Genomic DNA, 21,862 nt, shown 5'->3' with positions numbered 1-21,862 from the left:
ACGCCATCGACTTGCCTGATCAGGTGCTGGATCTGTCCAACCGTTCCGTTGAACACCGTACCGAGCGCCGCTAACTCGTCCTTACCCTGCACCACGAAATTCACGGTCATGTCGCCTTTGGCAACCTTGCCCATCACCCGACTCAAGTCATCCAGGATGCCGCGAGTCGCCAAATAAAAAGCACCGTACAAGTAGGTGATCAACAACAAAATGGCGAGTGACGCCACCGACAACAGGATCATCTCGCCGCGGGCCTGTCCAAGCCGCTGTTGCAATGACTGGGTGAGCGAAGCCAGCGCTGCTTCGTTCAGCCCTTGAACCTTGTCACTCAAGCCGGTCATCTGATCGAAATAGGCGGGCCACTGCTGCATTGGCTCCGCCGCATTGAGGATTTGCTCATCGAGTAGTTGCTTGCCTCTTTCGATGCTTTGCAACCCGACCTGCAGCGCGGGTGCAAGCGAACGTGCAATGTGCGCGTCAAAAACCTGGAATTTCTGCGCACTTTCGACACCGACTCGATCCATCCCCACCATCAATTGCTCCAGGGCAATGCTGTCGGCGGCACTTGGGTAGCCTTGGCCCAAGGTGATCGAGCCCAGTGTCCGGGCATTGTTCAGCAGCGCCGACAGCCGTGGCACTTGCACCGCGATCAGGGTACTGAGCTGACGCACGCGCGGCTCATCGTTCTGGCTCAGCCCCGCCTGCTCGACAATACTTTCCAGCAGAAGCGCACCTTGCGCCGCCAACTGAGCGCTCAATTCCGACCGGGGGGCTGCGCCTTCGGTTTTGCGCAAGGTTTGCAGCCCCTGGACCAACGCTGTGCGCTGACGTTCGATCGACTGCGAATCAAGGCCAGAAATGTCCAGCCGGCTGATCGTGGAAACGGCAGCCTCTTCAGCCCGTTCGATCCGCTGGGTGATATCGCTTTTCTTTTCCACCTGGCTCACCCGCTGCCGGATCAGGGCCAGATCCTTGAGCAGGTCAAGCTGTTGCTGCAACTGCACAGACTCCCGCACCGCCGCGAGGCTGCCCAGTACAGCGGCACTGACCCGCCACTGGTGGTAGGCAATGCCGACCAGGTACGTATTGGCCCCCAGTAAAGGCACGAAGAATAAAACACTGATCAGGCTGAATTTCATGGCGAACCCCAGACGGTTCATCAGCCAGATTCCCGGATAGAACAAAGCCTTCATGCTGCACTCCTTCCCTTATTGTTTTTATGAGTTCAATGCACCAGGTGCTCACCGATGAAATGCGAAACCTTCGGTGGGCCATCGCCACAGTGAAAGGCTCTGACCTTCGCCTCAGCCTGCTGGTCAGCGAGGGTGGTTCGGGTTTGCTGGCGCAGATAATCGGACCATGAATCGACAATGAATCGCTCGAGGTAGTGATCCGGATGGTCCAGTTCCCGGTAGATTCGCCAAAAGCTGGCGCCATCCCGGCGACGCTGGGCACCGATACGGCTGATCTGACGGAGGAACTCTTCGCGACTCTGCGCACTGACCTGATAGGCGATCTGCACCGCCACCGGTCCCTCGCCTGGCTCGAGACCGGCAAAATTGAAAGCCGGCAGTTCGGCGCTCGACGGGGTGACTTCGTCGTCGTTACCGAGCCACGCCGGGTAGCGCCACATCACCAGCATCGACAGTGCCACCGCCATGGCTGCGAGCATCAACGCTGTGCGACTGTCGAAGTGACTGGCCGCCGCCCCCCACAACGCACCGCCGATGGCCAGGGAGCCCTGAAACACCAGCATGTAGATCGCCACTGCGCGAGCGCGAATCCACGGTGCAACCGAAGACTGGATGGCGACCAGGTTGCTGGTGCCTACAGCGAGCCAGCCGATGCCGGCGAAAAACAGCGCCACACACTGCACTGCCGTGCTCGACGCCAGCGCCACCAACAGACAATTGAGCGCATACAACAATGCCGCCAGCGCCAGCATCAGGTTAAGCGACATCCGGGCGCGGACCATGGGCATCAGAAACGCTCCCACCATGGTGCCCACGCCGAGACTGCCCAACAGCACGCCATAGTTCCCGGCGCCACCCGACTCGCTGGCGACCACTGGCAACAACGCCCACAGGCCGCTGGCTGCACCGACAAAGGCAAAGGTGCGCAAGCATTGCTCACGCATGACGGCTGAGTGCCGCACGTAGCGCATCGTGCCGCGCAATCCGGCCCACAGCGTTTCGGGTGGCAGGCTGGTATCACGGGCCGGCACCTTCATGCGGATCACCACCAGCAACGACCCCAGCAACAGCAGCCCACAAATGGCAAACACGCTGACCACATTCGACATCGCGACCACGCTGCCAGCCAGCGCCGGGCCAACAGCACGCGCCGAACTGTAGGACAACGACGAAAGCGCCAAAGCCGAGGCCATGAAGGGTCGCGGCACAGACTCCGCTTGTGTGGTGTACCAAGCCGGCCCTTGCAGGGCAAAACCGATACCGAAGCAAAACGTCAGCCCCAGCAGCAGCCAGGGCGTGACCAGGCCCAGTGCGCTGCAAGTGATCAGGGTAGCGGCGGTGCAAAACATCCCTATCTGGGTGACCAGCAGGTAACGGCGTCGATTGAAAATATCGGCGAACACGCCGCCTGGCAGCCCAAAGAAAAACGCCGGCAGGCTGATTGCCGTCTGCACCAGCGCCACCAGCATCGGTGAGCTGGTCAGCGACACCATCAGCCAGGCAGCGCCTACGTTCTGCATCCAGATCGCCAGGTTCATTGCCAACGCGCCCAGCCACAAGGCACGGAAGGAGGCAAATCGCAGCGGCGCCCATAACGAATTCGAACTGTCTGTCATCGAAGCCTCGCCTTCTCTGATGCAGTCCCCGCGCTTGACGGGCGAAAGGAATGACCGCATATTTAAAACTAACTGTTTGACAGTTTTATATCAGATAGGACAACAAGAATCGACAATCCACTGCCATACACCGTCAATTACTGACACTGTGGCAGTTTAGTGATCATGGAGCAGGCTTTCGATGACGACTATTCGCCCCGACGCCGACTTTCAGGAATTTCTGAAGCAAGGCCAATTCATGCTCCAGCGCAGCCGCTCGAGCCAACGCTGCTTTTTTTATCCTCGAGTGCTTGAGCCGCGAACCGGCAATACCGACCTGGAATGGGTGCAAGCCAGCGGGCTTGGCACCGTCTACTCAGCGACGGTCATCCGCCCCAAGCCTCCCGCACAGCCCTACAACGTGTCCTTGGTCGACCTTGATGAAGGCCCTCGAATGATGACGCGCATTGAAGGCATGCCCGCCGAACAGGTCACGATCGGCCTGCGCGTCAAGGCGCGCATCGTCGAGGAAGTTGACCAGTTCTTTGTCGTTTTCGACCCACACCACCACTAGGCGATAGATCATGAAAAATCCGATGTCACTTGCTGGTCGCACAATTGTCGTGACCGGTGCCGGTCAGGGAATCGGCCTGGGCATTGCCCGCCTGGCCATCGAATTGGGTGCGAACGTCGCGGCTGTCGACCTCAATGCCGATGCCCTGCACAGCGCCGCCCATGAGCTGGGCGAGCACTATCTGCCACTGGCTGGCAGTGTCAGTGACCAGGCCTTTGTACAGTCAGCCGTGGAACAAGCCGTCAGTCACTTCGGGGCCGTCCACGGTCTGGTCAACAACGCTGGCATTGGCCGGCCGGCCATGATCGAAAAGATGACGCTGGAGCAATGGCAACAGGTGATCGATGTGCACCTGACAGGCTCGTTTTTCTTCACCCAGGCGGTCGGTCAGCATCTATTGCAACGCGCTCGGGCAGGCGACAGCGCGCCGGGCTCGATCGTGTTTATCTCGTCCGATGCGGGCCGCCGGGGCAGCCTCGGCCAGATCAACTATTCGGCGGCCAAGTCCGGCATGTTCGGCATGGCCATGACGGCTGCACGGGAATGGGCAAAACACGGCATCCGCGCAAACGCCGTGTGCTTCGGCATGGTGGAAACCGCCATGACCGAGAAAGTGCGTACCGATCCCAAGTTTCTCGAAACCTACCTGGCGCAGATTGCGCTGGGGCGCTTCGCCTCTCCTGAAGAAGTTTCAGTCCCTGTCTGCTTCCTGCTGTCCGAAGCGGCTTCCTATATCACCGGCCAGGTCCTTTCGGTCAATGGCGGGTACACCATAGCGGTATGACTATGCACAATATTGCCAAAGAAGCACTTGCAGGCCTGCGCGTACTCGACATGACCCGGGTCATCGCCGGACCTTATGCCGGGCAGATACTCGCCGACCTCGGCGCCGACGTCCTCAAGGTCGAACGCCAGGGCGAAGGCGACGATATCCGTCGCATTGGCCCGCCATGGATCAAGGGCACCGAGAACGAACCTCACCAGGAATCCACCTACAGCCAATCGGTCAACCGCAATAAGCGCTCGATCAGCGTCAATTTCGCTGAGCGCGAAGGCGCCGAGCTATTGCGCCAGCTGGCGGCCAAATCGGACATCTTGCTGGAGAACTACCGTACCGGCACCCTGGCCAAATACGGCCTGAGTTATGAAGAGCTGCGCGAGATCAACCCGCGCCTGATCTACTGCTCTATCACTGGCTTTGGCCAGACCGGCCCCTACGCCAACCGGTCTGGTTATGACTACCTGATCCAGGCCATGGCCGGGGTGATGTCGGTGACCGGTCACCGCGACGAACACGCCGGCGATGGCCCCATGCGAGTCGGTGTGCCAGTGGCTGATATCTGTGCCGGTCTCTACGCCGCCATCGGCGTACTGGCCGCGGTCAATCACCGCCATGAGAGCGGTGAAGGTCAGCACATCGATGTGTCGCTGTTCGACTCCCAGGTCGCCGCATTGCTCAACACCTTTTCTGCCTGGTTCAACGGCGGCAAGGAACTGGGCCGCACGGGTAATGATCACCCAAGCGCATCGCCTTACGGCGTTTACGCGGTGGATGACGGTTTTATCCTGGTCGCTACCTTCAATGACCGTGAATTCGCCCGGCTAGCCGCCGCCGTGGACCGCGCCGAGTGGATCGAAGACCCCCGCTTTGCCCGCAACGGTGCGCGTGTCGCCAATCGCCAGGAACTGTCGGCGCTGCTCACCGAGGCGTTGCGTGGCCGTGGCAAGGATGAGTGGATCGCCCACCTCAATGCCGCCACCGTGTCCTGCGGCCCGATCAATAGCATGGCCGATCTGGAGCGCGACCCTCATGCCATCGAACGCGAAATGATCGTGCCGCTGGAACACCCGGTCAATGGAACGATTCGTACCGCGGCAAGCCCGATGCGGTTCTCCTCGACGCCGGTTCAATACAAGTCGGCGCCACCGACCATTGGCGAACACACCAGTGAAATTCTCGGTGACTGGCTGGGGATGAACCCGGCGCACATCGCTGAACTGCGTCAACGCAACGTCATCTGAGGGATCTGCCGTGACTTCAACCTTCAGTTTCAAACCCTTGCAATTGCCTGCTGCCCTGGAGCCATTACGCCAGGAAGTCCGGTCTTTTCTGCAGGACAGCGCCAGCCAATGGTCAGGCTGGAAGATCGGTCACTCCTGGACGGGTTTCGACCGCGAATTCAGCCTTGAAGTCGGTCGCCGCGGTTGGATCGGCATGACCTGGCCCAAAGCCTACGGCGGCCACGAGCGCTCGGGCCTTGAGCGATACGTGGTGGTCGAGGAAATGCTCGCCGCCGGCGCGCCGCTGGGTGCGCACTGGTTCGGCGACCGACAGAGCGGCCCCCTGCTCTTGCGCCTGGGCAGCGAAGAACAGCGTCGCCGCTTCATACCCCTCATCGTCAAAGGTCAGGCTTCGTTTTGCATTGGCCTGAGTGAACCCGACTCGGGCTCTGACCTGGCTTCATTGCGTTCTCGCGCTACCCGTGTCGACGGTGGCTGGCGACTCAATGGCCGCAAAGTCTGGACCACCAACGCACACCTGTGCGACTTCATGATCGGGCTGTTCCGCACGGGTGCCAGTGCTGACTCGGAGCGCCACAAAGGCCTTTCGCAGTTCCTGATCGACATGCGCTCATCCGGCATCGAAGTACGCCCCATCCACGATCTGACCGGCGAAGCGCATTTCAATGAAGTCGTCTTCGAAGATGTCTTCGTCCCCGACGATATGCTGGTGGGGCAGGAAGGCGATGGCTGGAGCCAGGCCACGGCGGAGCTAGCTTTCGAGCGCAGCCAACCGGATCGCTATATGAGCAGCTTTCCTCTGCTGCCCTTGACCATCGAAGCCCTGCATGGCGACCACAAGGCCGACCGTCTGGCGGCACGCAAACTGGGAGAGGCCTACGCGGAATTGACGGTGTTGCGCGAGATGTCACTGTCCATCCTTGGCCAACTTCAGGATGGCCACTCCCCTGCCAAGGAAGCCGCCCTGGTCAAGGACCTGGGCAATACCCATGAACAACGAATCCCGGAGCTCGTGCGCGAATTGCTCGACACGCCATCCACCCTTGTCAGTGGTAACAAGTTGAGTGAATTGCAGGGTTTCCTCGTACAGAACGTGCCGAGCTTCTCCCTGCGTGGCGGAACACGCGAAATTTTGCGCGGCATCATTGCCAAGGGGCTTGGACTGCGATGAGTGAAGACATGAACATCAGCGAAATGCTCGCAGAACAAGTGAACCGACTCTTCACTGACCGTATCGATCGCCAGACCTGGGTCGATGCTGAAGATGGCCGCCCGGCGACAGCCCTCTGGGTCGAGATCGAGCAGTTGGGCATCCCCCTTGCCATGTGTCAGGAACAGCATGGCGGCGCCGGCCTGAGCTGGACCGAGAGTGAACCGATGTTGCGCCTGTGTGGCGCCCATGCGGTTCCGTTGCCTGTCGGGGAAACGGCCATCGCAGCCTGGGCGCTTTCCTGTGCCGGACTGCAAGTACCAGAAGGCCCCATGGCGGTATCGACCAGCGTGTATCAACTGGATGGGCAAGATCGCTTGCAGGGTCGTGACCCGCAATTGAGCTGGTTGCCGCAGGTCGAACATGTCGTATTGCTCGCCGAGCGCGAAGGCGATTTGTACCTCTGCCTGGTTCGCGCCAGCGAAGGTGAGCAGCAAATAGTCGAAACCCTCGATCGCCTTCCCTGCGCACAATGGAGCCTGTGCGGTGCGCGTCCCGAACAGTTTGCAGCCGCACCGCCAACGATTGGAACGAGCACGCTGCAGCCGCTGATCGCTGTGCTCAGAAGCATTCAGATGGCCGGTGCCTTGGCCAAGGTGCTGGAGTTCTGTGTCGACTATGCCAACACCCGTGTGCAGTTCGGTAAACCGATCGGTAAGTTCCAGGCCATTCAACACATGATTGCCGAGCTGGCCTCCCAGGCCGCCGCCGCCCAGGTGGCCGGTTTGTACGCGGCACGCATGATCGATGCAGGCAATCCGTTCCAGGCGGCGGCCGTGGCCAAGGCACTGGTTGGAAAGGCCGCGGGACGCGCTGCCGCCATGGCCCACCAGGTCTTTGGTGCCATTGGCGTGACCGACGAGCACAGCCTGCACTACTACACCCGACGCCTGTGGCAATGGCGTGCGGATGCCGGCAGCGAACACTACTGGACAGAATGTCTGGGGCAACAGATTTTGGCCCGCGACGGCGCGGCCTTGTGGAGCAGGCTGACCCAACCGATGGAACAGTCTGCCTAGCATCAAGATGCTGTCGGCCTTGCTTGCAGGGCCGGCACGCTCTCAGTTTCTTCGTATCACTTCTGGCTTCTGATCAACTGCAAAAACTCTTGGCGAGTGTTGGTACATTCGCGCAATTGTCCGAGCATGACCGAGGTCGTCATCATCGAGTTCTGTTTTTCCACACCGCGCATCATCATGCACAGGTGCTTGGCTTCAATCACTACGGCGACACCGACCGCATTGGTGACTTGCTGGACCGCTTCGGCAATTTGTCGAGTCAGGTTTTCCTGAATCTGCAGACGGCGCGCGAACATATCGACGATGCGGGCAATCTTCGACAAGCCCAATACCTTGCCGGACGGAATGTAGGCCACATGCGCCTTGCCTATGAACGGCAGTAGATGGTGCTCGCACAACGAGTACAGCTCGATATCCTTGACGATCACCATTTCATCGTTGTCCGATTCGAACAGCGCGCCGTTGACAAGTTCTTCGACGGTTTTCTGGTAACCATTACACAAATACTGCATGGCCTTGGCCGCACGTTTTGGGGTGTCCAGCAACCCTTCACGTTCGACATTTTCACCAAGCCCCTGAAGGATGGCCTGATAGTGCTGCGACAACTGCTCGCTCATATCGCCCTCACGAAACCACGCCGGCCAACACCTGCGCAGACAAATCAATCGACTGGAAGAAAGCGGGCTCGTTTAGCAAAACTAACGAGCCCTTGGGCCTGGAGCGCTGGAGGTCAGATCTTTTTCAGAATGGTGACGACGCAGGCGCCGCCCAACCCGACGTTATGCTGCAGCCCCAGTCGTGCGCCAGGTACTTGGCGATCACCCGCCAACCCGCGCAAGTGCCAGGACACTTCAGCGATCTGCGCCAGGCCCGTCGCCCCCAATGGATGCCCCTTGGACAACAGTCCGCCGGATGGATTGGTGACCACCTTGCCGCCATAGGTGTTGTCGCCATCGAGAACGAAACGTTCGCTGCCACCTTCGGCGCACAAGCCCAGGGCTTCGTAGCTGATGATCTCATTGGATGAGAAGCAGTCATGCAGCTCGACCAGATCCAGGTCCTGCGGCCCTACACCTGCTTGCGCATAGGCTTGCTGAGCAGCCAGCGAGGTCATGCCAGCACCGACCACTTGGATCATGCTGCCGGACTCGTAGCTTTGCGGTCCGTCGGTGGTCAGGCTCATGCCGGCGATCTCCACGCAATTGGCCAGGCCATGTTTGCGTGCATAGGCTTCGGACACCACCACTGTCGCGGCGGCGCCGCAGGTCGGCGGACAGCACATCAGGCGCGTCAATGGACCAAAAATGGCCGGCGAACCCATGACCTGTTCCAAGGTCAACGGGTCAGTGAACAGTGCGTAAGGATTGCGCCCGGCATGGCTGCGAGCCTTGACCGAGACGCGACCGAACAGCTCGGCACTCACGTTGTATTTTTCCATGTACTCGGCACCCGCCCCACCGAAGTACTGAGGCCCAGTGGGCGCCAGCTCGTCCCAGCCACGGATGCGTCGAGTGGCCTCATCGATACGCACAGTGATCGGCGTGCGGGCAGCGGCATCACTGCCCGCCAGGGCACCGGGATTCATTTGTTCGAAACCAACGGCCAAGGCTACATCGACAACGCCACTCATGACCGCCTGACGCGCCAGAAACAAGGCCGAAGACCCACTCGCACAGGCGTTGTTCACGTTGATGACCGGAATCTGCGTCAACCCCGCATGGTATAGCGCGGTCTGCCCAGAGCAGGTGTCACCGGAAACGAAACCGGCATACGCCTGCTGTACCTGACCATATTCAATACCGGCATCCTTGAGGGCACTGGCAATCGCCTGTGCGCCCATGACGTCATACATTTCACTCTTGCCGGGCTTGGTGAACTTGACCATGCCAACACCGGCGACCAGAACTTTATTGCTCATGCTGCTCTCCACAGGACAATGCGCGTCCGAGATGAGTTGATCGGTGCTTGCTTAACGAGCGAAATCCATGATTGTCAGAGCAGTTTCCGAACGGAAAACCTTGCCCTCTTCAGCGGCCAGGCGCTGGGCACTGAACTGCGGATCGACGCCACCACCACGAATGCCTTCAGCCGACACCAGCTTCAGTTCTCGCACGCTCTGGCCGGAGGCAAACAGGCAATGCCCGGTGCGCTGGCCGGATAGCTCACTGACCATGTACAGCACCACCTGGGCCACATGCTCGGGCGCCAACTGAGCCTTGCTGATTTCGTCCATCAATGGCGCGGTCAGCGCGGAAACCGCGGCCGGTGCGAGCGTCCAGACCCGCACGCCGAATTTTGCAGCCTCGATCGCCAGCACATTGGAGAAGCCCCAGGCACCACATTTGGACGCTGCGTAGTTGGCCTGGCCAAAATTGCCAACCAGCCCGGACGTGGAAGAGGTGTTGACGATGACCCCGCCACCGTTCTCCTTCATCCAGCCAAATACCGGTTGAGTGACGGCGTACATGCTCTTGAGGTTGACCGCGATGACCGCATCCCAATCCGCTTCGCTCAACTTGAGGAACGATTTGTCGCGAAGGATCCCGGCGTTGTTGATCAGGATATCGGCACGACCGAAATGCTCCAGCGCGGTTGCGCACAAGGTCTGACCGCCTTCGACGGTCGAGATGTCCTGGGTGTGGGCGACTGCCTGGGCACCGCTATCGCGAATCCCCTGGGCCACTGACTCGGCAATATAGGCACCGTTTTCGTCGCGGCCCAGGTCATTGACCACAATGGCCGCGCCCTCGGCGGCCAGCAACGTTGCATAGGCAGCACCCAGCCCGCGCCCGGCACCAGTGATGATTGCGACTTTCCCACTCAATAAAGCCATTGTCTGTCTCCAAAACGTTCTTGTTATGAGCGAGGCCTCGGACATCCAACTGAACCTCAGTCACTAATTTGTGCCGAACGGCCTGTTTTTAGCGGCCTCACATGAATACTACACCGCATAACTGACTATTTGACAGTTTTAATGTTAAAGGCAATGCTATGGCTCAGCAACCACCCTGGCCGAGGAATAAAACGTGTCTCTCGATTACCAACGTATAAAAAACTGGCCCATTCCAGAGGCCAGACAAACCTACAGCGAACGCGACACCATCCTTTATGCATTGGGTGTCGGTGCCGCTACCTGCAACCCTCTCGCCGCCGAGGACCTGCAGTACGTCTACGAGCCTGGCTTAAAGGCGTTGCCGACCATGGCCAGCATCCTGGCCGGCGGCGCATCCTGGCTGGCCGATCCGGAAACCGGAATTGACCTGAGCAAGGTCCTGCATGGCGAACAGTTCCTGACCCTGCATCAGCCCCTTCCCGCTCACGGTGAAGTGATCGGCCGTGACCAGGTCGACGAAATTTTCGACAAGGGTGCTGACAAGGGTGCGGTGATGTACATGTCGCGGCGCATCTACTGCGCGCGCACTGAAACGCTACTGGCGACCTCGAAGTGGTCGACCTTCATGCGTGGCAACGGCGGCTTCGGTGGCTCGGCCGAAGGCCAGCCCAAACCGCATCCAGTCCCCACGGACCGGCCTTGCGATTTGAGCATCGAGCTGGAAAGCCGTCCTGAGCAGGCCGTGATTTATCGCCTGTCAGGAGATTTGAATCCCTTGCACATCGACCCGGCCTTTTCCGCCCTCGCCGGATTCGACAAGCCGATCCTGCACGGCATGAGCAGCTATGGAATGGCTGGCAGAGCATTGATCAAGCTGCTTTGCGACAACGACCCCGCTCGACTGCGGGAGCTGAACCTGCGCTTCGCCGCCCCCATGTATCCCGGTGAAACGGTGCGTATCGAAGCCTGGCGCGAAGGCCCTTGCCAGGCCTCTTTCAGAGTGATTGCTACACAGCGCGACATCACCATCCTCAACAACGGTTACGTTGAGTTCGACGCATGACTGACAACAGGAAAACCATCATGGAATACCAAGACATCAGCTACGAAATCATCGGCCACGTGGCCCGCATCAGTCATAACCGGCCAGGCAACGCCAACGCCGAATCGGAAAACTTGCTCGCCGAACTCGACCACGCACTGGATCTGGCGAAAAAGGACGACAATGTCCGCGTACTTATCATTGGCGCCATAGGCAAGCACTTTTCGGCCGGGCACGACTTGATGGATGGCATGGAGAAACGCGGCGAATTCTCGCCCGAGCAGCACTGGCTGTGGGAAAGCGAACACTACCTGGGCAACGCCCTGCGTATCTGGGACTTTCCAAAACCAACGATCGCTCAGGTGCAAGGTGCCTGCATCGCCGGTGGTTTCATGGTCGCCAACATGTGCGACATCATGATCGCTGCCGACGACGCCTTCTTCAGCGACCCGGTCGCCCATAGCCTGGCTGCGGCCTCGGTGGAAACACTGGTCCATCCTTGGGTGATGGGCATTCGCAAAGCCAAGGAGTTTCTGTTCACCGGGCAGAGAATCAGCGCAACCGAAGCCAAGGAATGGGGCATGGTCAACCATGTGGTGCCACGCGCGGAACTTGAGCAATACACCATGAAAATGGCCGAGCACATCGCCAAGGCACCGCCCATCGGCCTGCGCATGCTCAAGCGTTCGATCAATCGCTCGGCTGACATCATGGGTTTCCGCAATTCGATCATGGCGCACTTCGACACCCATATCCTCAGCACCTCGACCAACGAGCACTACGCCGTAGCCGCCGCTGGCATGCGCGCCTCGCTGGAAGCCGCCAAGAAAGCCCAATCCTGAGCCCCGACGGGCAGGCCTGCGGGCCTGCCCAACCGCGTCATCGCCTGGAGTAACCGTAGTGTCCCTTGATTATCAAACGCTAATGAACTGGCCGTTTGCGGCCTCCACTCGCACCTACAGCAGAGCGGACAGCATTCGCTTCGCCAAAGGTTTCGGTGCGGGCGTCGACCCCAGCTGGCGGGAAATCGATAGCCGCTTTATCGATGACAACCCGGCATTGACCGGCCTGCCAATGAGCGCAGTAGCCTTGGCTGATGGTGAGTTCTGGCAGCAAGATCCGCGCAGCGGGATCGTCTGGCAGCAGATGGTGCATGCCCAGGAGAGCCTGCGTGTGCATCGCCCTCTGCCGGTAGAAGGAAGTGTGGTGCTGACCCAGAAGATCAAAGACGTGTTCGATCGAGGGGACAAAGGTGCCTTGATGGTGCAGGAGCAACTGCTCAGCGATGAGCAGGGTCATCCGCTGGTGAGCATCGAAGTGACCACGGTATTGCGTGGTAACGGCGGCTTTGGCGGCCAGCCGCAACCCTCAAAGCGCCCGGAAGCGATTCCTGATCGCCGTCCTGATTGCACGCTGGAAATCCGTACCCCCGAGGGCGCCGACACCTTGTTCCGGTTATCGGCCGACATTGCGGTCGCCGCGCAGGCGCAAGCGGACACGCAGCAATACATGCTGCGCGGATTGGGCTGTTTTGGTTTGGCCGGGCGAGGTGCTTTGCTAATGGCCTGCGACAATGAACCCGATCGCCTGCGCGCCATTGGCGTGCGCTATGCCGGGCCGATGCTGACAAGTGAAACCATGAGCATCGACTTGTGGCATGTGCGCCCGGGTTTTGCGCTGTTCAAGATGCACGCCTGCGAACGCGATGCGCCGGTGCTGAGCCACGGCTTCATCGAGTTCGACCCAACCTGAAATCAAGGCTGGGCTTCAGTCTCCTCCGGAGCTACAGCGTCTTCAGCTGTGGCTTTGGAAGCACCACGCTTGGGCTTGGCCAGCGCTGTCGCTTTCATGCTGCCGCTGTCGGAAGGCTGGCCGATCAGGGTCTGCACGACGATTCGAGCAATGGCCGCATTGACACGCTTGGCACCAAGCCCTCGTTCCATGACCACCGGATCCAGCGCTGCCAGGCGCTCCATTGCCGCATGCAATACCGTGGCCTCGGCATACGCGTCGCCTTTCTTGCGCCCGCCCAAAGGTGGGTTGACCGCCAGGATCAGCTTGGCAAAGCGTTCGATGAACGGGATATAGGTGTTCATACGCAGCTCTTCGAAACGAGGGTCGCCACGGTCGGCTTCCAGGTTCCGATAACGCAGTACCTCGCGGTGACGGCTCCAGACCATGTTCAATGATTCGATAATACGCAGCGCTTCCTCCTCGTAACGCGCAGGGTCCCAAGGCTTTTCAAGCAAGCGCGCTACTTCAGCCATCTCTTCGCCTGCATCAAGACTCAGCGCATACAGCACATCCTGCACATCATCGAAATACATATAAAAGCTTGCCGATGACGTACTCGCCGCCTTGGCAATCGCCACTGCGGTGATATCCGGCAGCGGGTGCGTATAGAGCAATCGGCGGGTGGCGGACATCAGCCGCTGCCGGGTTTCCAAGCCTTTGCGTCCGAGCGTCTGGCCTTGCTTGTTCATCGTGACGTCGTTTGCCATGGGTTGAGTCTCGCTCCATCAAATCGAAAAAATGCGGGTATCGCTAACCCGAAAACAAAAAATACTGCATCAACCGGTTCGTCAGCGCCAATTGGCAATCAAAAAACAACAATCGAACAGCTATTAGTGAAACCTATAGAAACTACCTCGCACACGCAACAGTTGTTTCCCTATCGATTCACTGCATAAAGGGTGAAGCAACCGCTTGCCGCGCCAAATCAACAACTGACATAATGACAGTTATTGGTGATAGCATATCTATGCCACACAGACACGCAAACCTTATCGGAAACCGCACTCAATACGCAGGAGACGGGCATGCCATCCATGGTTCAAGACAAAGTCGTCGTTATCACCGGGGCCGGTAGTGGGATTGGCCGCGAATATGCCCTCGCTTTTGCCGCCGAGGGCGCGCGGGTGGTCGTCAATGATCTGGGTCGCACCCCGGATGGCGGCAGCGCTGCCGAGGCCGTCGTCCATGAAATACGCCAGGCGGGTGGTGAAGCCGTGGCCAGCGTCGAGAGCGTTGCCCAGTGGGACTCCGCGCACCGCATCGTCGAATGTGCGCTGGATCAGTTCGGCCGAATCGATACGGTCATCAACAACGCCGGCATTGTGCGTGACCGCTTCTTCTTCAAGATGAGCCTTGAGGAATGGCAGGCGGTGGTCGACGTGCACCTCAATGGCTCGTTCTACGTCGCCCGTGCCGCTGCCCCCTATTTCAAAGAACAGGCCAGCGGTAGCTACATCCATATGACCTCCACCAGTGGCCTGATCGGCAACCCCGGGCAAGCCAACTACGCAGCAGCGAAAATGGCCGTGGTCGGGCTCTCCAAAAGCATCGCACTGGACATGAAGCGCTACAACGTGCGTTCGAACTGCATCGCCCCCTGGGCATGGACCGCCATGACCGCTTCAGTGCCGACCGACACCCCCGAAGCCGCTGCGCGCATGGAAAAACTCAAACTCATGGAGCCGCGCAAGATTGCCCCGTTGGCCGTGTACCTAGCGAGCGACGCGGGGGCCGGTGTTTCCGGGCAGATCTTCGGTGTGCGCGCTAACGAGATTTATCTGTTCTCGCAATCCCGGGTCATCCGCTCGGTGCATCGCAGCGAGGGCTGGACCGCAGAAACCATCGCCGAACACGCGATACCGGCCATGCAGACCTCCTTTTATGCGAACACGCCATCACCAGAGCTGACTACCTGGGATCCGATCTGATCCCTCGTTCCCGACTTTGCAATCAGACACGAGATAACAAGATGAGCGAACTCGAAACCATTGGCATTGGCTTTCCCTGGGAAGACCTCCCGGTAGGGCGCACTTTCAAAACACTCGGGCGTACCGTGACCGAGGCCGACATTGTCAACTTCATTTCCGCGACCGGAATGCTCGAAGTGTTGTTCACCAACGTCAAGTTCCTCAAGGAGGCCGGCTTCAATGGCCGCCTGGTACCGGGTGGGCAAGTGTTCTGCTTCGCGGAGGGGCTTCTCTTCCAGACCGCCCTGCAAGGCGTTGGCGTGGCTTTCCTGCACACGGAACTGGATATCAAAGGACCGACTTTTGCCGGCGACACACTGCACGTTGAAGTCGAAGTCATTGAATCCAGGGCAAGCAAAGGCAAGCCTGGCATGGGGCTTGTGCGCACCCGCAACCAAGTGGTCAAACAGGACGGCACCGTGGTGATGGTCTATACGCCGCTGCGCCTGGTAAAGGGCCGCGCCAATCTGGCCGGCTGAACCCACTCAACGAGGCCTCCCGATGAAACAAGTACGCTTGTATGGCATTCAAGATCTGCGAATTGTCGACGTGCCGATGCCTGAGGCCGGTCCGCTCGATGTGATTGTAAAGGTCGCTATGTTTGGCATCTGCGGCAGCGATCTTGGCTTTGCCCGCGACGGATACATTGGTCGACCGGGCGGTCAGCCATTACCGTTGGGGCATGAGTTGGTCGGCACCGTTCACGCCGTCGGCAGTGATGTAAAAAATATCCAGCCAGGCCTGCGAGTGGTGGTCGATCCCATGAAGGGCTCCAGCCGCATTGGTACCGGGGACCCTGACCACGGTGGCTTTGCCGAGTACTTGCTGGTGCGAAATGCACGACTGGGCGAAACGCTGTTTCCCTTGACCGACTCGCTGGACTTCCAGCGCGCCGTACTGACCGAACCCATTGCCGTGGGTATGCATGGCCTGAACCAGGCTGGCGTTAATACTCAAGACCGTGCCGTTGTCTTCGGTGCGGGCCCGATCGGCCTGGGTGTGATTGCCGCCTTGAAGTACCGCGGAGTTTCCAAAGTGGTTGCCGTGGACTTGACCGACGAGCGACTGGAGCGCGCCCGTCAACTGGGAGCTGACCATGTCATCAATCCCGGTCGTGCGGATTTGCAGTCAACACTCCAGGAATATCTGGGCATGCGAACCGCCAAGCTCACCGGGCTACCCGTGGTCGACGCCTCGTTGTACATCGACTGTGCCGGGCACGGCCCGCTGCTGGAGCAAATGGTGGACATGGCCGGGGAAAAATCACGGATCGTGGTACTGGCGACGCACAAGAAGCCGGTTCAACTGAACATGATCCAGGTGATGATCAAGGAGCTCGTACTGATCGGCTCCCTCTCCTATCCCGATGAATTTCCGGAAGTCATCGAGATGCTCAGCGATTCACAACTCGATATCACCCCAATGCTCAGCCACTCGTTCGATTTCGCTCAGTTTGCCGAAGCCTTTGCCATGGCCCAGGTCCCCGAACTGTCCGCCAAAGTCGTCGTCAGGGTGGCGTGACACTTAAACGACAGCTCTCCATTTCCACGCGCTAAGAAGGTGCACGACGATCATGAAAAAGTGGCAGTGTTTTTTTTGCAGTTACATCTACGACGAAGCACTCGGCGCGCCGGCCGAGGGCATTCCCGCCGGCACGCGTTGGGAAGATGTCTCCGAAGACTGGATTTGCCCGGAATGCGGCGCCACCAAAGAAGACTTCGCCATGCTGGAAATCGCCTGAAACAGGCCGTCGCCGGGAGACTGTAAATGAGCCAACCTGAATCCAGCTGCACCCTGATTGTCGGCAGCGGCCATGCCGGCTGCGAAGCGGCCTTTTCGCTGCGCCAGAACGGTTACACCGGGCGCGTTGTTCTGATTGGCAATGAAGTCAGCCTGCCTTATCAGCGCCCTCCCCTGTCCAAAGGTTTTCTGGCCGGTACGGTCGATGATCAGGCTTTGCTCATTCGTCCCGCCGACGCTTATGAAAAGGCCAACATCGAGACGCGTCTCGGCGTTCAGGTGGTGAGCCTGAACGCCGCGCAAAAGACCATTGAGTTGTCCGATGGCAGCAGCCTGGGCTACAGCCATTTGATTCTCGCCACCGGCAGCCGGCCGAGACCTCTTGCCGACCTGGCCCCGGAGCGCCCTCTGGCGAACCTGCATTATTTGCGCTCCCTCGCTCATGCGCAGCAGATGCGCGAACAAATGCTCGAAGGCAAACGCCTGGTCATCATTGGTGGAGGTTACATTGGCCTGGAAGTCGCCGCCGTGGCCCTCAAGCGAGGGCTCAAGGTCAATTTGATAGAAAGCATGGACCGGCTTCTGGCACGTGTAACAGCCCCAGATGTCTCAAGCTTCTATCAGCACGCTCATCAGGCTGAAGGGGCAAAACTGCACCTCAATGCCCAACTCGATCGTTTGAATCTCGATACCACGGGTGAACGGGTTGAATCGGTTCAACTCCTTGATGGCAGTGTGTTCCCGGCCGATCTGGTTTTGGTCGGCATCGGTGCCATTGCCAATACCGAACTGGCCGAGCAAGCGGGACTTGAAATCGACAATGGCATTGTGGTCGATGAGAACACTCACACCAGCGACCCATTCATTCACGCCATTGGTGATTGTTGCAGCCATCCAAGCGAGCTCTACAGTCGCCGGCTGCGCCTGGAGTCGATTCCCAACGCCATTGAGCAAGCCCGGACGGCGGCACTGGCGATCTGCGCCAAGCCCTTGCCCTATCGTTCCGTCCCTTGGTTCTGGTCCGATCAGTACGACCTGAAACTGCAAACTGTCGGCTTGTCACAGGGTCACGACCAGACCTGCCTGCGCGGATCGCCGGCTTTGCGTTCGTTTGTCGTGTTCTACCTGCGCGAGGGCATGGTGATTGCTGCAGACTGCATCAATCGCCAATTGGAATTCGCCTTGATCAAGAAGCTCGTTCAGGGACGACACAAACCTGACATCCAAAGCCTTGTCGACGATTCAATGTCAATCAAGGACATCCTCGCTCAAACGACTACCCCCGCCTGACTGATACAGGCCGCAGCGCCGGGTATCCGGCGCCGCCCTTCTCCGTGTTGCTATTGGTCCTGGTAATAACCGACAGCGACCAGATAAGCACCCACCCGGCGGAAAAACGCATGCTTGTTCTCGATCCGGTTGGTCAAAGGATTCATCCAGAGGTATTGATACTCTCCCGTGCCCTTGCGCTGGGAAATACGCAGAATCGGCGCCCCCAGTGGCTGGCCATGGGCGTCCTTGAGCGTACTGAAATCCACGCCCAGCAACCGCTTATTGAGGCCATGAGCCACAAAGCGCCGACTGTTCAGATCAATCACGTAAGGGTACAGATCATCCTGACGAAACGCCGGGTTCGCCTGATTGATGGCATCCAGCGTCGAGGCAGGGTTGGATGCGATGGCATCCGCAACCTTGTCGAGCATCAACCGGGCATTTTCCGCAGACTCCCGTGAAATGAAGTAGCCCACGGCGAAAAGTTTGTCATCGACGCGACGGTAGTAGACGACCTTGTTCTCGTCGCGGTCGCCACTCCAGCTTTTCCAGTGATATTGGGCCTTCTGCACGCCCTGGCCTGACTCGGTCCTCAGGGCCTCGGAGAAAGCCGTCTTCAATTCTTTTGGCAAGACCTCACCGACGCTCTTCCCGATCAGGTAACTGGAGGGGCCGCCACTTGCCAGCATTACGCCACTAGTATTGAGCACCAACACATAACAGTTGTTGTCGACAAAATCCCCCTGACGACTGAAAGCCGCCATGGCACTCTCGTGGTGCTCCTGATAATAAAGAACTGCACGCTCAAGCAGAGCCCTTGCCCCCTGACCATCGTCTTGAGGCTCTGCGGCCCCGGCCTGAACGGTGATCAGCAGAAATATCCAGCACGCTACCCACCTGCCCGCCCCTTGAAACCGTTTCATGCACTGCACCTACGCCGTTAGATAAAGTTACAAATTAACTGACATAGTATCATTTACACTGAATTTCCATGCAATTTACGTGGCGCACAAGAGTACAGCCCGTCACCAACCCGCCCATTAACTAACAATATGTCGGTTATTGCTTGCCGAGGCACGGCAAAAGCCTTAATGTTCTCCCAGCTAAAAACAGAAACCTGAAGCAGCCCCGTGATGCTGGCCCTGCCTGGCCAGCGGCAGCATACGAAATGGAGACAGCAGCCAATGAAAGTCGATGACTTGATCCTGATTAGCGTTGACGACCACATCGTAGAGCCTCCCACCATGTTCGATCAGCACCTGACCGTGGAGCAAAAAGCCTTCGCTCCCAAAGTGCTCAAAGACAAGAATGGTGCGGACTACTGGCTCTTCGAAGGCCGTCGCGCTGGCAATATCGGGTTGAATGCCGTGGTCGGGCGCAACCGCGAAGAATATGGCTGCGAGCCCATTTCATTCGAGCAAATGCGCAGAGGCGCATGGGATATCAAGGCACGCATCGATGACATGAACGCCAACGGCCTGCTGGCTTCGCTGAACTTCCCCAGCGTCGTGACTTTCGATGGCAGCCTGTTCCACCAGTTCGATAACAAGAAAAACGCATTGACCCTGCTCAAGGCCTACAACGACTGGCACATCGACGAATGGTGCGGCAGCTTCCCGGGTCGCAACATTCCCAATGCCATTGTCCCGTACTGGGACATCCAGGCTACCGTCGAAGAAATCAAGCGTGTGGTTGCCAAGGGCTGCCACGCCATCAGCTTCACCGACAACCCATCCCTCAAAGGCCAGCCGAGCCTGCACGACGCCCACTGGGAGCCACTGTGGAAGGTCTGCGCGGAAAACAAGGTCGTCATCAACATTCATATCGGTTCCGGCGCCCAGGCACCGCATGCTTCGATGAACACTCCGATTGACGCATGGATCATCACCATGCCGATTTCCATCGTCAATTCGGCGGCCGACTGGCTCCACCTCAAGGCCTTGCAGCGTTATCCGGACCTGAAGATCGCCTTGTCTGAAGGCGGCATTGGCTGGATTCCGTATTTCCTGGAGCGCGCAGACTTCGTGCACGACCACCACCGCGCCTGGACCTATGCCGATTTCGGGGGCAAGAAGCCAAGCGAAGTGTTCCGCGAGCATTTCCTCACGTGCTTTATCGATGACAAGTTCGGCCTGAAAAACCTCGAAGACATCGGCGAAGACAACGTTGCCTACGAGTGCGATTACCCGCACTCCGATACCGTCTGGCCAGAGTGTCCCGATCGCCTGATCGAAACCGTCTCCCACCTGCCGGCCAGCACCATCGACAAGATCACCCATGGCAACGCCATGCGTCTCTACAACTTCGATGCGTTCAGCCTGATGGGAGGTCGCAAAAACTGCACGGCGGGCGCGCTGCGTGCTCAGGCCACCCACATTGATACCCGTCCGCAATCGTTCGGTGGCCCGGCACCGCTGGCTGAAGGCGAAACCCGTCGCTGCGTGACCTCGGGTGACATCATCAAGATGTTCACCCAGGTATCCAAGGAAGACGGCAAGATCGAAGCGTGAAGCAAAACCCCTCACGGCTAAGCCGTGAGGGGCACCCAACCTAACGATCGATATCGATCTGCGAATGAAAACCTGCGTTGATCAGATTTTGATACTTGTTTAAATAATCGTAAGGGTAATGGGCAACCGGCTTGCCTGACGCACCCAGTTCGGCCAGGCACGCCGAATCCAGATCAAACTCAAGACACCCCATATTGTCCACTAACTGAGCGTGGGTCCTTACGCCCAACAGCGGAATGACATCCGGCTGTGCACGCAACCAGTTCAAGGCAACTTGCGCTGGAGTCCGGCCAATTTGCCTGGCGATTTTGCCTACGGCCTCAGCCATGAGCAGTCCCCGCTCGTCCAGGGACTTCATTGCCGCGACATCCAGACGCTTGCTCTCACCCCCTGCCGCTTCAGCACTGTACTTGCCACTCAGGATCCCGCTGGCCAGTGGAGACCAGGCAGCCAGACTCAACCCTTCGCTGCGGCACATCGGCAACACTTCATGTTCGATCGAACGCTCGAGCAAGTTGTACTCGGCCTGCATGGCGATAAAGGGCGTCCAGCCGTTGGCACGCGCCAATGTATTGCATTTGGCCACAACCCAGGCCGGCGTGTTGGAAATGCCCAGGTAAAGCACTTTGCCCTGACTGACCAGGTCATCCAGAGCTCGCAGCATTTCCTCGACGGGCGTCAATGCGTCCCAAGCGTGTACCCACAGCAGATCGATATAGTCAGTACCCAGGCGTCGCAAGCTTGCTTCGACCGAGCGATGCAGGCTTTTACGATGATTGCCGCCGGCGTTGATGTCCTGGCCACCCGGAAGTGCCAGGGAATATTTGGTGGTTACCACCATTTGATCGCGATGGCCTTGCAGCAATCGCCCCAGCATCTGCTCGCTGGCACCGCCTGCATAGATTTCATTGGCGGTATCGAGGAAGTTGCCGCCTTGATCGCGATAGTGCGAGTAAAGCCTCGCCGCTTCGGCTTCCTCCGTGCCCCATCCCTGGTTGCCGAATGTCATGGTACCCAGGCACAGCTCCGATACCCGCAGGCCGGATCTTCCCAATAGCTTGTAACGCATGATGCCTCCTTCGACGGTCAGC

At 58.8% G+C, this 21,862-nt stretch carries 21 protein-coding genes and 1 pseudogene; 14 read left to right on the top strand and 8 right to left on the bottom strand.

Translation table 11 applies throughout. The annotated features are described in order from the left end of the window. Positions 1–38: 38 nt before the first annotated feature. A pseudogene (locus BLV61_RS32245) lies at positions 39–242 on the bottom strand (HAMP domain-containing protein); the annotation flags it as partial. Between the two features lie 983 nt (positions 243–1,225). Beyond that, positions 1,226–2,809 carry an MFS transporter gene (locus BLV61_RS28420; protein ID WP_167361813.1) on the bottom strand — a complete coding sequence of 528 codons (1,584 nt, stop codon included), beginning with the start codon at positions 2,807–2,809 and terminating at the stop codon, positions 1,226–1,228. 181 nt (positions 2,810–2,990) lie between these two features. Between BLV61_RS28420 and BLV61_RS28415 the strand changes: the two genes are divergently transcribed. Genes BLV61_RS28415 through BLV61_RS28395 form a run of 5 tightly spaced genes read left to right on the top strand, consistent with a single transcriptional unit; the run spans position 2,991 to position 7,613 of the window. After that, the gene (locus BLV61_RS28415; protein ID WP_090468964.1) at positions 2,991–3,362 is read left to right on the top strand and encodes a Zn-ribbon domain-containing OB-fold protein; all 372 of its coding nucleotides are present in this window, start codon (positions 2,991–2,993) and stop codon (positions 3,360–3,362) included. 22 nt (positions 3,363–3,384) lie between these two features. Continuing rightward, complete coding sequence (locus BLV61_RS28410; RefSeq protein WP_244159934.1) at positions 3,385–4,146, top strand: SDR family NAD(P)-dependent oxidoreductase; 762 nt, start codon at positions 3,385–3,387, stop codon at positions 4,144–4,146. Continuing rightward, positions 4,143–5,384 (top strand): CaiB/BaiF CoA transferase family protein, encoded by a 1,242-nt coding sequence (locus tag BLV61_RS28405; protein ID WP_090468958.1) that lies wholly within the window; start codon positions 4,143–4,145, stop codon positions 5,382–5,384. Before BLV61_RS28410 ends, BLV61_RS28405 begins: the two co-directional genes overlap by 4 nt. A gap of 10 nt (positions 5,385–5,394) precedes the next feature. Beyond that, positions 5,395–6,555, top strand: a complete 1,161-nt coding sequence (locus tag BLV61_RS28400; protein ID WP_090468955.1) for an acyl-CoA dehydrogenase family protein — start codon at positions 5,395–5,397, stop codon at positions 6,553–6,555. Between the two features lie 8 nt (positions 6,556–6,563). Continuing rightward, complete coding sequence (locus BLV61_RS28395; RefSeq protein WP_167361812.1) at positions 6,564–7,613, top strand: acyl-CoA dehydrogenase family protein; 1,050 nt, start codon at positions 6,564–6,566, stop codon at positions 7,611–7,613. A gap of 56 nt (positions 7,614–7,669) precedes the next feature. Here BLV61_RS28395 and folE read toward each other — a convergent pair whose 3' ends face one another. From folE to BLV61_RS28380, 3 genes are all read right to left on the bottom strand, one after another. Then, positions 7,670–8,230, bottom strand: a complete 561-nt coding sequence (gene folE / locus BLV61_RS28390; protein WP_090468951.1) for a GTP cyclohydrolase I FolE — start codon at positions 8,228–8,230, stop codon at positions 7,670–7,672. A 113-nt stretch (positions 8,231–8,343) separates the two neighbouring features. Then, positions 8,344–9,531: a thiolase C-terminal domain-containing protein gene (locus tag BLV61_RS28385; protein ID WP_090468950.1), complete on the bottom strand. Its 1,188-nt coding sequence runs from the start codon at positions 9,529–9,531 to the stop codon at positions 8,344–8,346. Between the two features lie 51 nt (positions 9,532–9,582). Beyond that, positions 9,583–10,446, bottom strand: a complete 864-nt coding sequence (locus BLV61_RS28380; RefSeq protein ID WP_090468948.1) for an SDR family NAD(P)-dependent oxidoreductase — start codon at positions 10,444–10,446, stop codon at positions 9,583–9,585. Positions 10,447–10,639: 193 nt separating this feature from the next. On the opposite strand from BLV61_RS28380, the gene BLV61_RS28375 reads away from it, so the two are divergent. From BLV61_RS28375 to BLV61_RS28365, 3 genes are read left to right on the top strand one after another with little or no spacing between them, the layout of a single operon-like run. Beyond that, on the top strand, positions 10,640–11,509 hold the full coding sequence (locus BLV61_RS28375; protein ID WP_090468947.1) for a MaoC/PaaZ C-terminal domain-containing protein: 870 nt from the start codon (positions 10,640–10,642) through the stop codon (positions 11,507–11,509). Between the two features lie 20 nt (positions 11,510–11,529). Beyond that, on the top strand, positions 11,530–12,330 hold the full coding sequence (locus BLV61_RS28370; protein WP_090468944.1) for an enoyl-CoA hydratase: 801 nt from the start codon (positions 11,530–11,532) through the stop codon (positions 12,328–12,330). 58 nt (positions 12,331–12,388) lie between these two features. Continuing rightward, entirely contained in the window at positions 12,389–13,240 is an 852-nt protein-coding gene (locus BLV61_RS28365) for a MaoC family protein (protein ID WP_139213661.1), read from the top strand. Between the two features lie 2 nt (positions 13,241–13,242). Here BLV61_RS28365 and BLV61_RS28360 read toward each other — a convergent pair whose 3' ends face one another. Beyond that, positions 13,243–13,989, bottom strand: coding sequence for a TetR family transcriptional regulator (locus BLV61_RS28360; RefSeq protein ID WP_139213660.1), 747 nt, complete (start codon positions 13,987–13,989; stop codon positions 13,243–13,245). Between the two features lie 318 nt (positions 13,990–14,307). On the opposite strand from BLV61_RS28360, the gene BLV61_RS28355 reads away from it, so the two are divergent. Genes BLV61_RS28355 through BLV61_RS28335 form a run of 5 tightly spaced genes read left to right on the top strand, consistent with a single transcriptional unit; the run spans position 14,308 to position 18,279 of the window. Next, positions 14,308–15,210, top strand: coding sequence for an SDR family NAD(P)-dependent oxidoreductase (locus BLV61_RS28355; protein ID WP_208604216.1), 903 nt, complete (start codon positions 14,308–14,310; stop codon positions 15,208–15,210). 41 nt (positions 15,211–15,251) lie between these two features. After that, entirely contained in the window at positions 15,252–15,728 is a 477-nt protein-coding gene (locus BLV61_RS28350; RefSeq protein ID WP_090468939.1) for a MaoC family dehydratase, read from the top strand. Between the two features lie 22 nt (positions 15,729–15,750). Next, positions 15,751–16,770, top strand: a complete 1,020-nt coding sequence (locus BLV61_RS28345; protein ID WP_090468937.1) for a zinc-dependent alcohol dehydrogenase — start codon at positions 15,751–15,753, stop codon at positions 16,768–16,770. A 52-nt stretch (positions 16,771–16,822) separates the two neighbouring features. After that, positions 16,823–16,990, top strand: a complete 168-nt coding sequence (locus BLV61_RS28340) for a rubredoxin (protein ID WP_090468934.1) — start codon at positions 16,823–16,825, stop codon at positions 16,988–16,990. Between the two features lie 26 nt (positions 16,991–17,016). Next, positions 17,017–18,279 carry an NAD(P)/FAD-dependent oxidoreductase gene (locus tag BLV61_RS28335; protein ID WP_090468930.1) on the top strand — a complete coding sequence of 421 codons (1,263 nt, stop codon included), beginning with the start codon at positions 17,017–17,019 and terminating at the stop codon, positions 18,277–18,279. A 50-nt stretch (positions 18,280–18,329) separates the two neighbouring features. Here the strand turns inward: BLV61_RS28335 and BLV61_RS28330 are convergent, their stop codons facing one another. Next, positions 18,330–19,184 carry a cache domain-containing protein gene (locus tag BLV61_RS28330; protein ID WP_090468927.1) on the bottom strand — a complete coding sequence of 285 codons (855 nt, stop codon included), beginning with the start codon at positions 19,182–19,184 and terminating at the stop codon, positions 18,330–18,332. Positions 19,185–19,445: 261 nt separating this feature from the next. Between BLV61_RS28330 and BLV61_RS28325 the strand changes: the two genes are divergently transcribed. Next, a complete protein-coding gene (locus BLV61_RS28325; protein ID WP_090468925.1) occupies positions 19,446–20,771 on the top strand; it encodes an amidohydrolase family protein in 1,326 nt (441 codons plus the stop codon). A 40-nt stretch (positions 20,772–20,811) separates the two neighbouring features. Here BLV61_RS28325 and BLV61_RS28320 read toward each other — a convergent pair whose 3' ends face one another. Further along, positions 20,812–21,840 (bottom strand): aldo/keto reductase, encoded by a 1,029-nt coding sequence (locus BLV61_RS28320; RefSeq protein WP_090468922.1) that lies wholly within the window; start codon positions 21,838–21,840, stop codon positions 20,812–20,814. Between the last annotated feature and the right edge of the window lie 22 nt (positions 21,841–21,862).

It is taken from the genome of Pseudomonas mohnii (assembly GCF_900105115.1).
GTDB lineage: Bacteria > Pseudomonadota > Gammaproteobacteria > Pseudomonadales > Pseudomonadaceae > Aquipseudomonas > Aquipseudomonas mohnii.
The sequence above is the reverse complement of the archived record's forward strand: the minus strand, read 5'-3'. Positions and strand labels throughout refer to the sequence as shown.

What these genes read in the sequence shown, in the direction of transcription:
- BLV61_RS28420 (WP_167361813.1), bottom strand. Translation starts at nt 2,809, where the DNA reads ATGACAGACAGTTCGAATTCGTTATGGGCGCCGCTGCGATTTGCCTCC.
- BLV61_RS28415 (WP_090468964.1), top strand. Translation starts at nt 2,991, where the DNA reads ATGACGACTATTCGCCCCGACGCCGACTTTCAGGAATTTCTGAAGCAA.
- BLV61_RS28410 (WP_244159934.1), top strand. Translation starts at nt 3,385, where the DNA reads ATGTCACTTGCTGGTCGCACAATTGTCGTGACCGGTGCCGGTCAGGGA.
- BLV61_RS28405 (WP_090468958.1), top strand. Translation starts at nt 4,143, where the DNA reads ATGACTATGCACAATATTGCCAAAGAAGCACTTGCAGGCCTGCGCGTA.
- BLV61_RS28395 (WP_167361812.1), top strand. Translation starts at nt 6,564, where the DNA reads ATGAACATCAGCGAAATGCTCGCAGAACAAGTGAACCGACTCTTCACT.
- folE (WP_090468951.1), bottom strand. Translation starts at nt 8,230, where the DNA reads ATGAGCGAGCAGTTGTCGCAGCACTATCAGGCCATCCTTCAGGGGCTT.
- BLV61_RS28385 (WP_090468950.1), bottom strand. Translation starts at nt 9,531, where the DNA reads ATGAGCAATAAAGTTCTGGTCGCCGGTGTTGGCATGGTCAAGTTCACC.
- BLV61_RS28380 (WP_090468948.1), bottom strand. Translation starts at nt 10,446, where the DNA reads ATGGCTTTATTGAGTGGGAAAGTCGCAATCATCACTGGTGCCGGGCGC.
- BLV61_RS28370 (WP_090468944.1), top strand. Translation starts at nt 11,530, where the DNA reads ATGGAATACCAAGACATCAGCTACGAAATCATCGGCCACGTGGCCCGC.
- BLV61_RS28360 (WP_139213660.1), bottom strand. Translation starts at nt 13,989, where the DNA reads ATGGCAAACGACGTCACGATGAACAAGCAAGGCCAGACGCTCGGACGC.
- BLV61_RS28355 (WP_208604216.1), top strand. Translation starts at nt 14,308, where the DNA reads ATGCCATCCATGGTTCAAGACAAAGTCGTCGTTATCACCGGGGCCGGT.
- BLV61_RS28350 (WP_090468939.1), top strand. Translation starts at nt 15,252, where the DNA reads ATGAGCGAACTCGAAACCATTGGCATTGGCTTTCCCTGGGAAGACCTC.
- BLV61_RS28345 (WP_090468937.1), top strand. Translation starts at nt 15,751, where the DNA reads ATGAAACAAGTACGCTTGTATGGCATTCAAGATCTGCGAATTGTCGAC.
- BLV61_RS28340 (WP_090468934.1), top strand. Translation starts at nt 16,823, where the DNA reads ATGAAAAAGTGGCAGTGTTTTTTTTGCAGTTACATCTACGACGAAGCA.
- BLV61_RS28335 (WP_090468930.1), top strand. Translation starts at nt 17,017, where the DNA reads ATGAGCCAACCTGAATCCAGCTGCACCCTGATTGTCGGCAGCGGCCAT.
- BLV61_RS28330 (WP_090468927.1), bottom strand. Translation starts at nt 19,184, where the DNA reads ATGAAACGGTTTCAAGGGGCGGGCAGGTGGGTAGCGTGCTGGATATTT.
- BLV61_RS28325 (WP_090468925.1), top strand. Translation starts at nt 19,446, where the DNA reads ATGAAAGTCGATGACTTGATCCTGATTAGCGTTGACGACCACATCGTA.
- BLV61_RS28320 (WP_090468922.1), bottom strand. Translation starts at nt 21,840, where the DNA reads ATGCGTTACAAGCTATTGGGAAGATCCGGCCTGCGGGTATCGGAGCTG.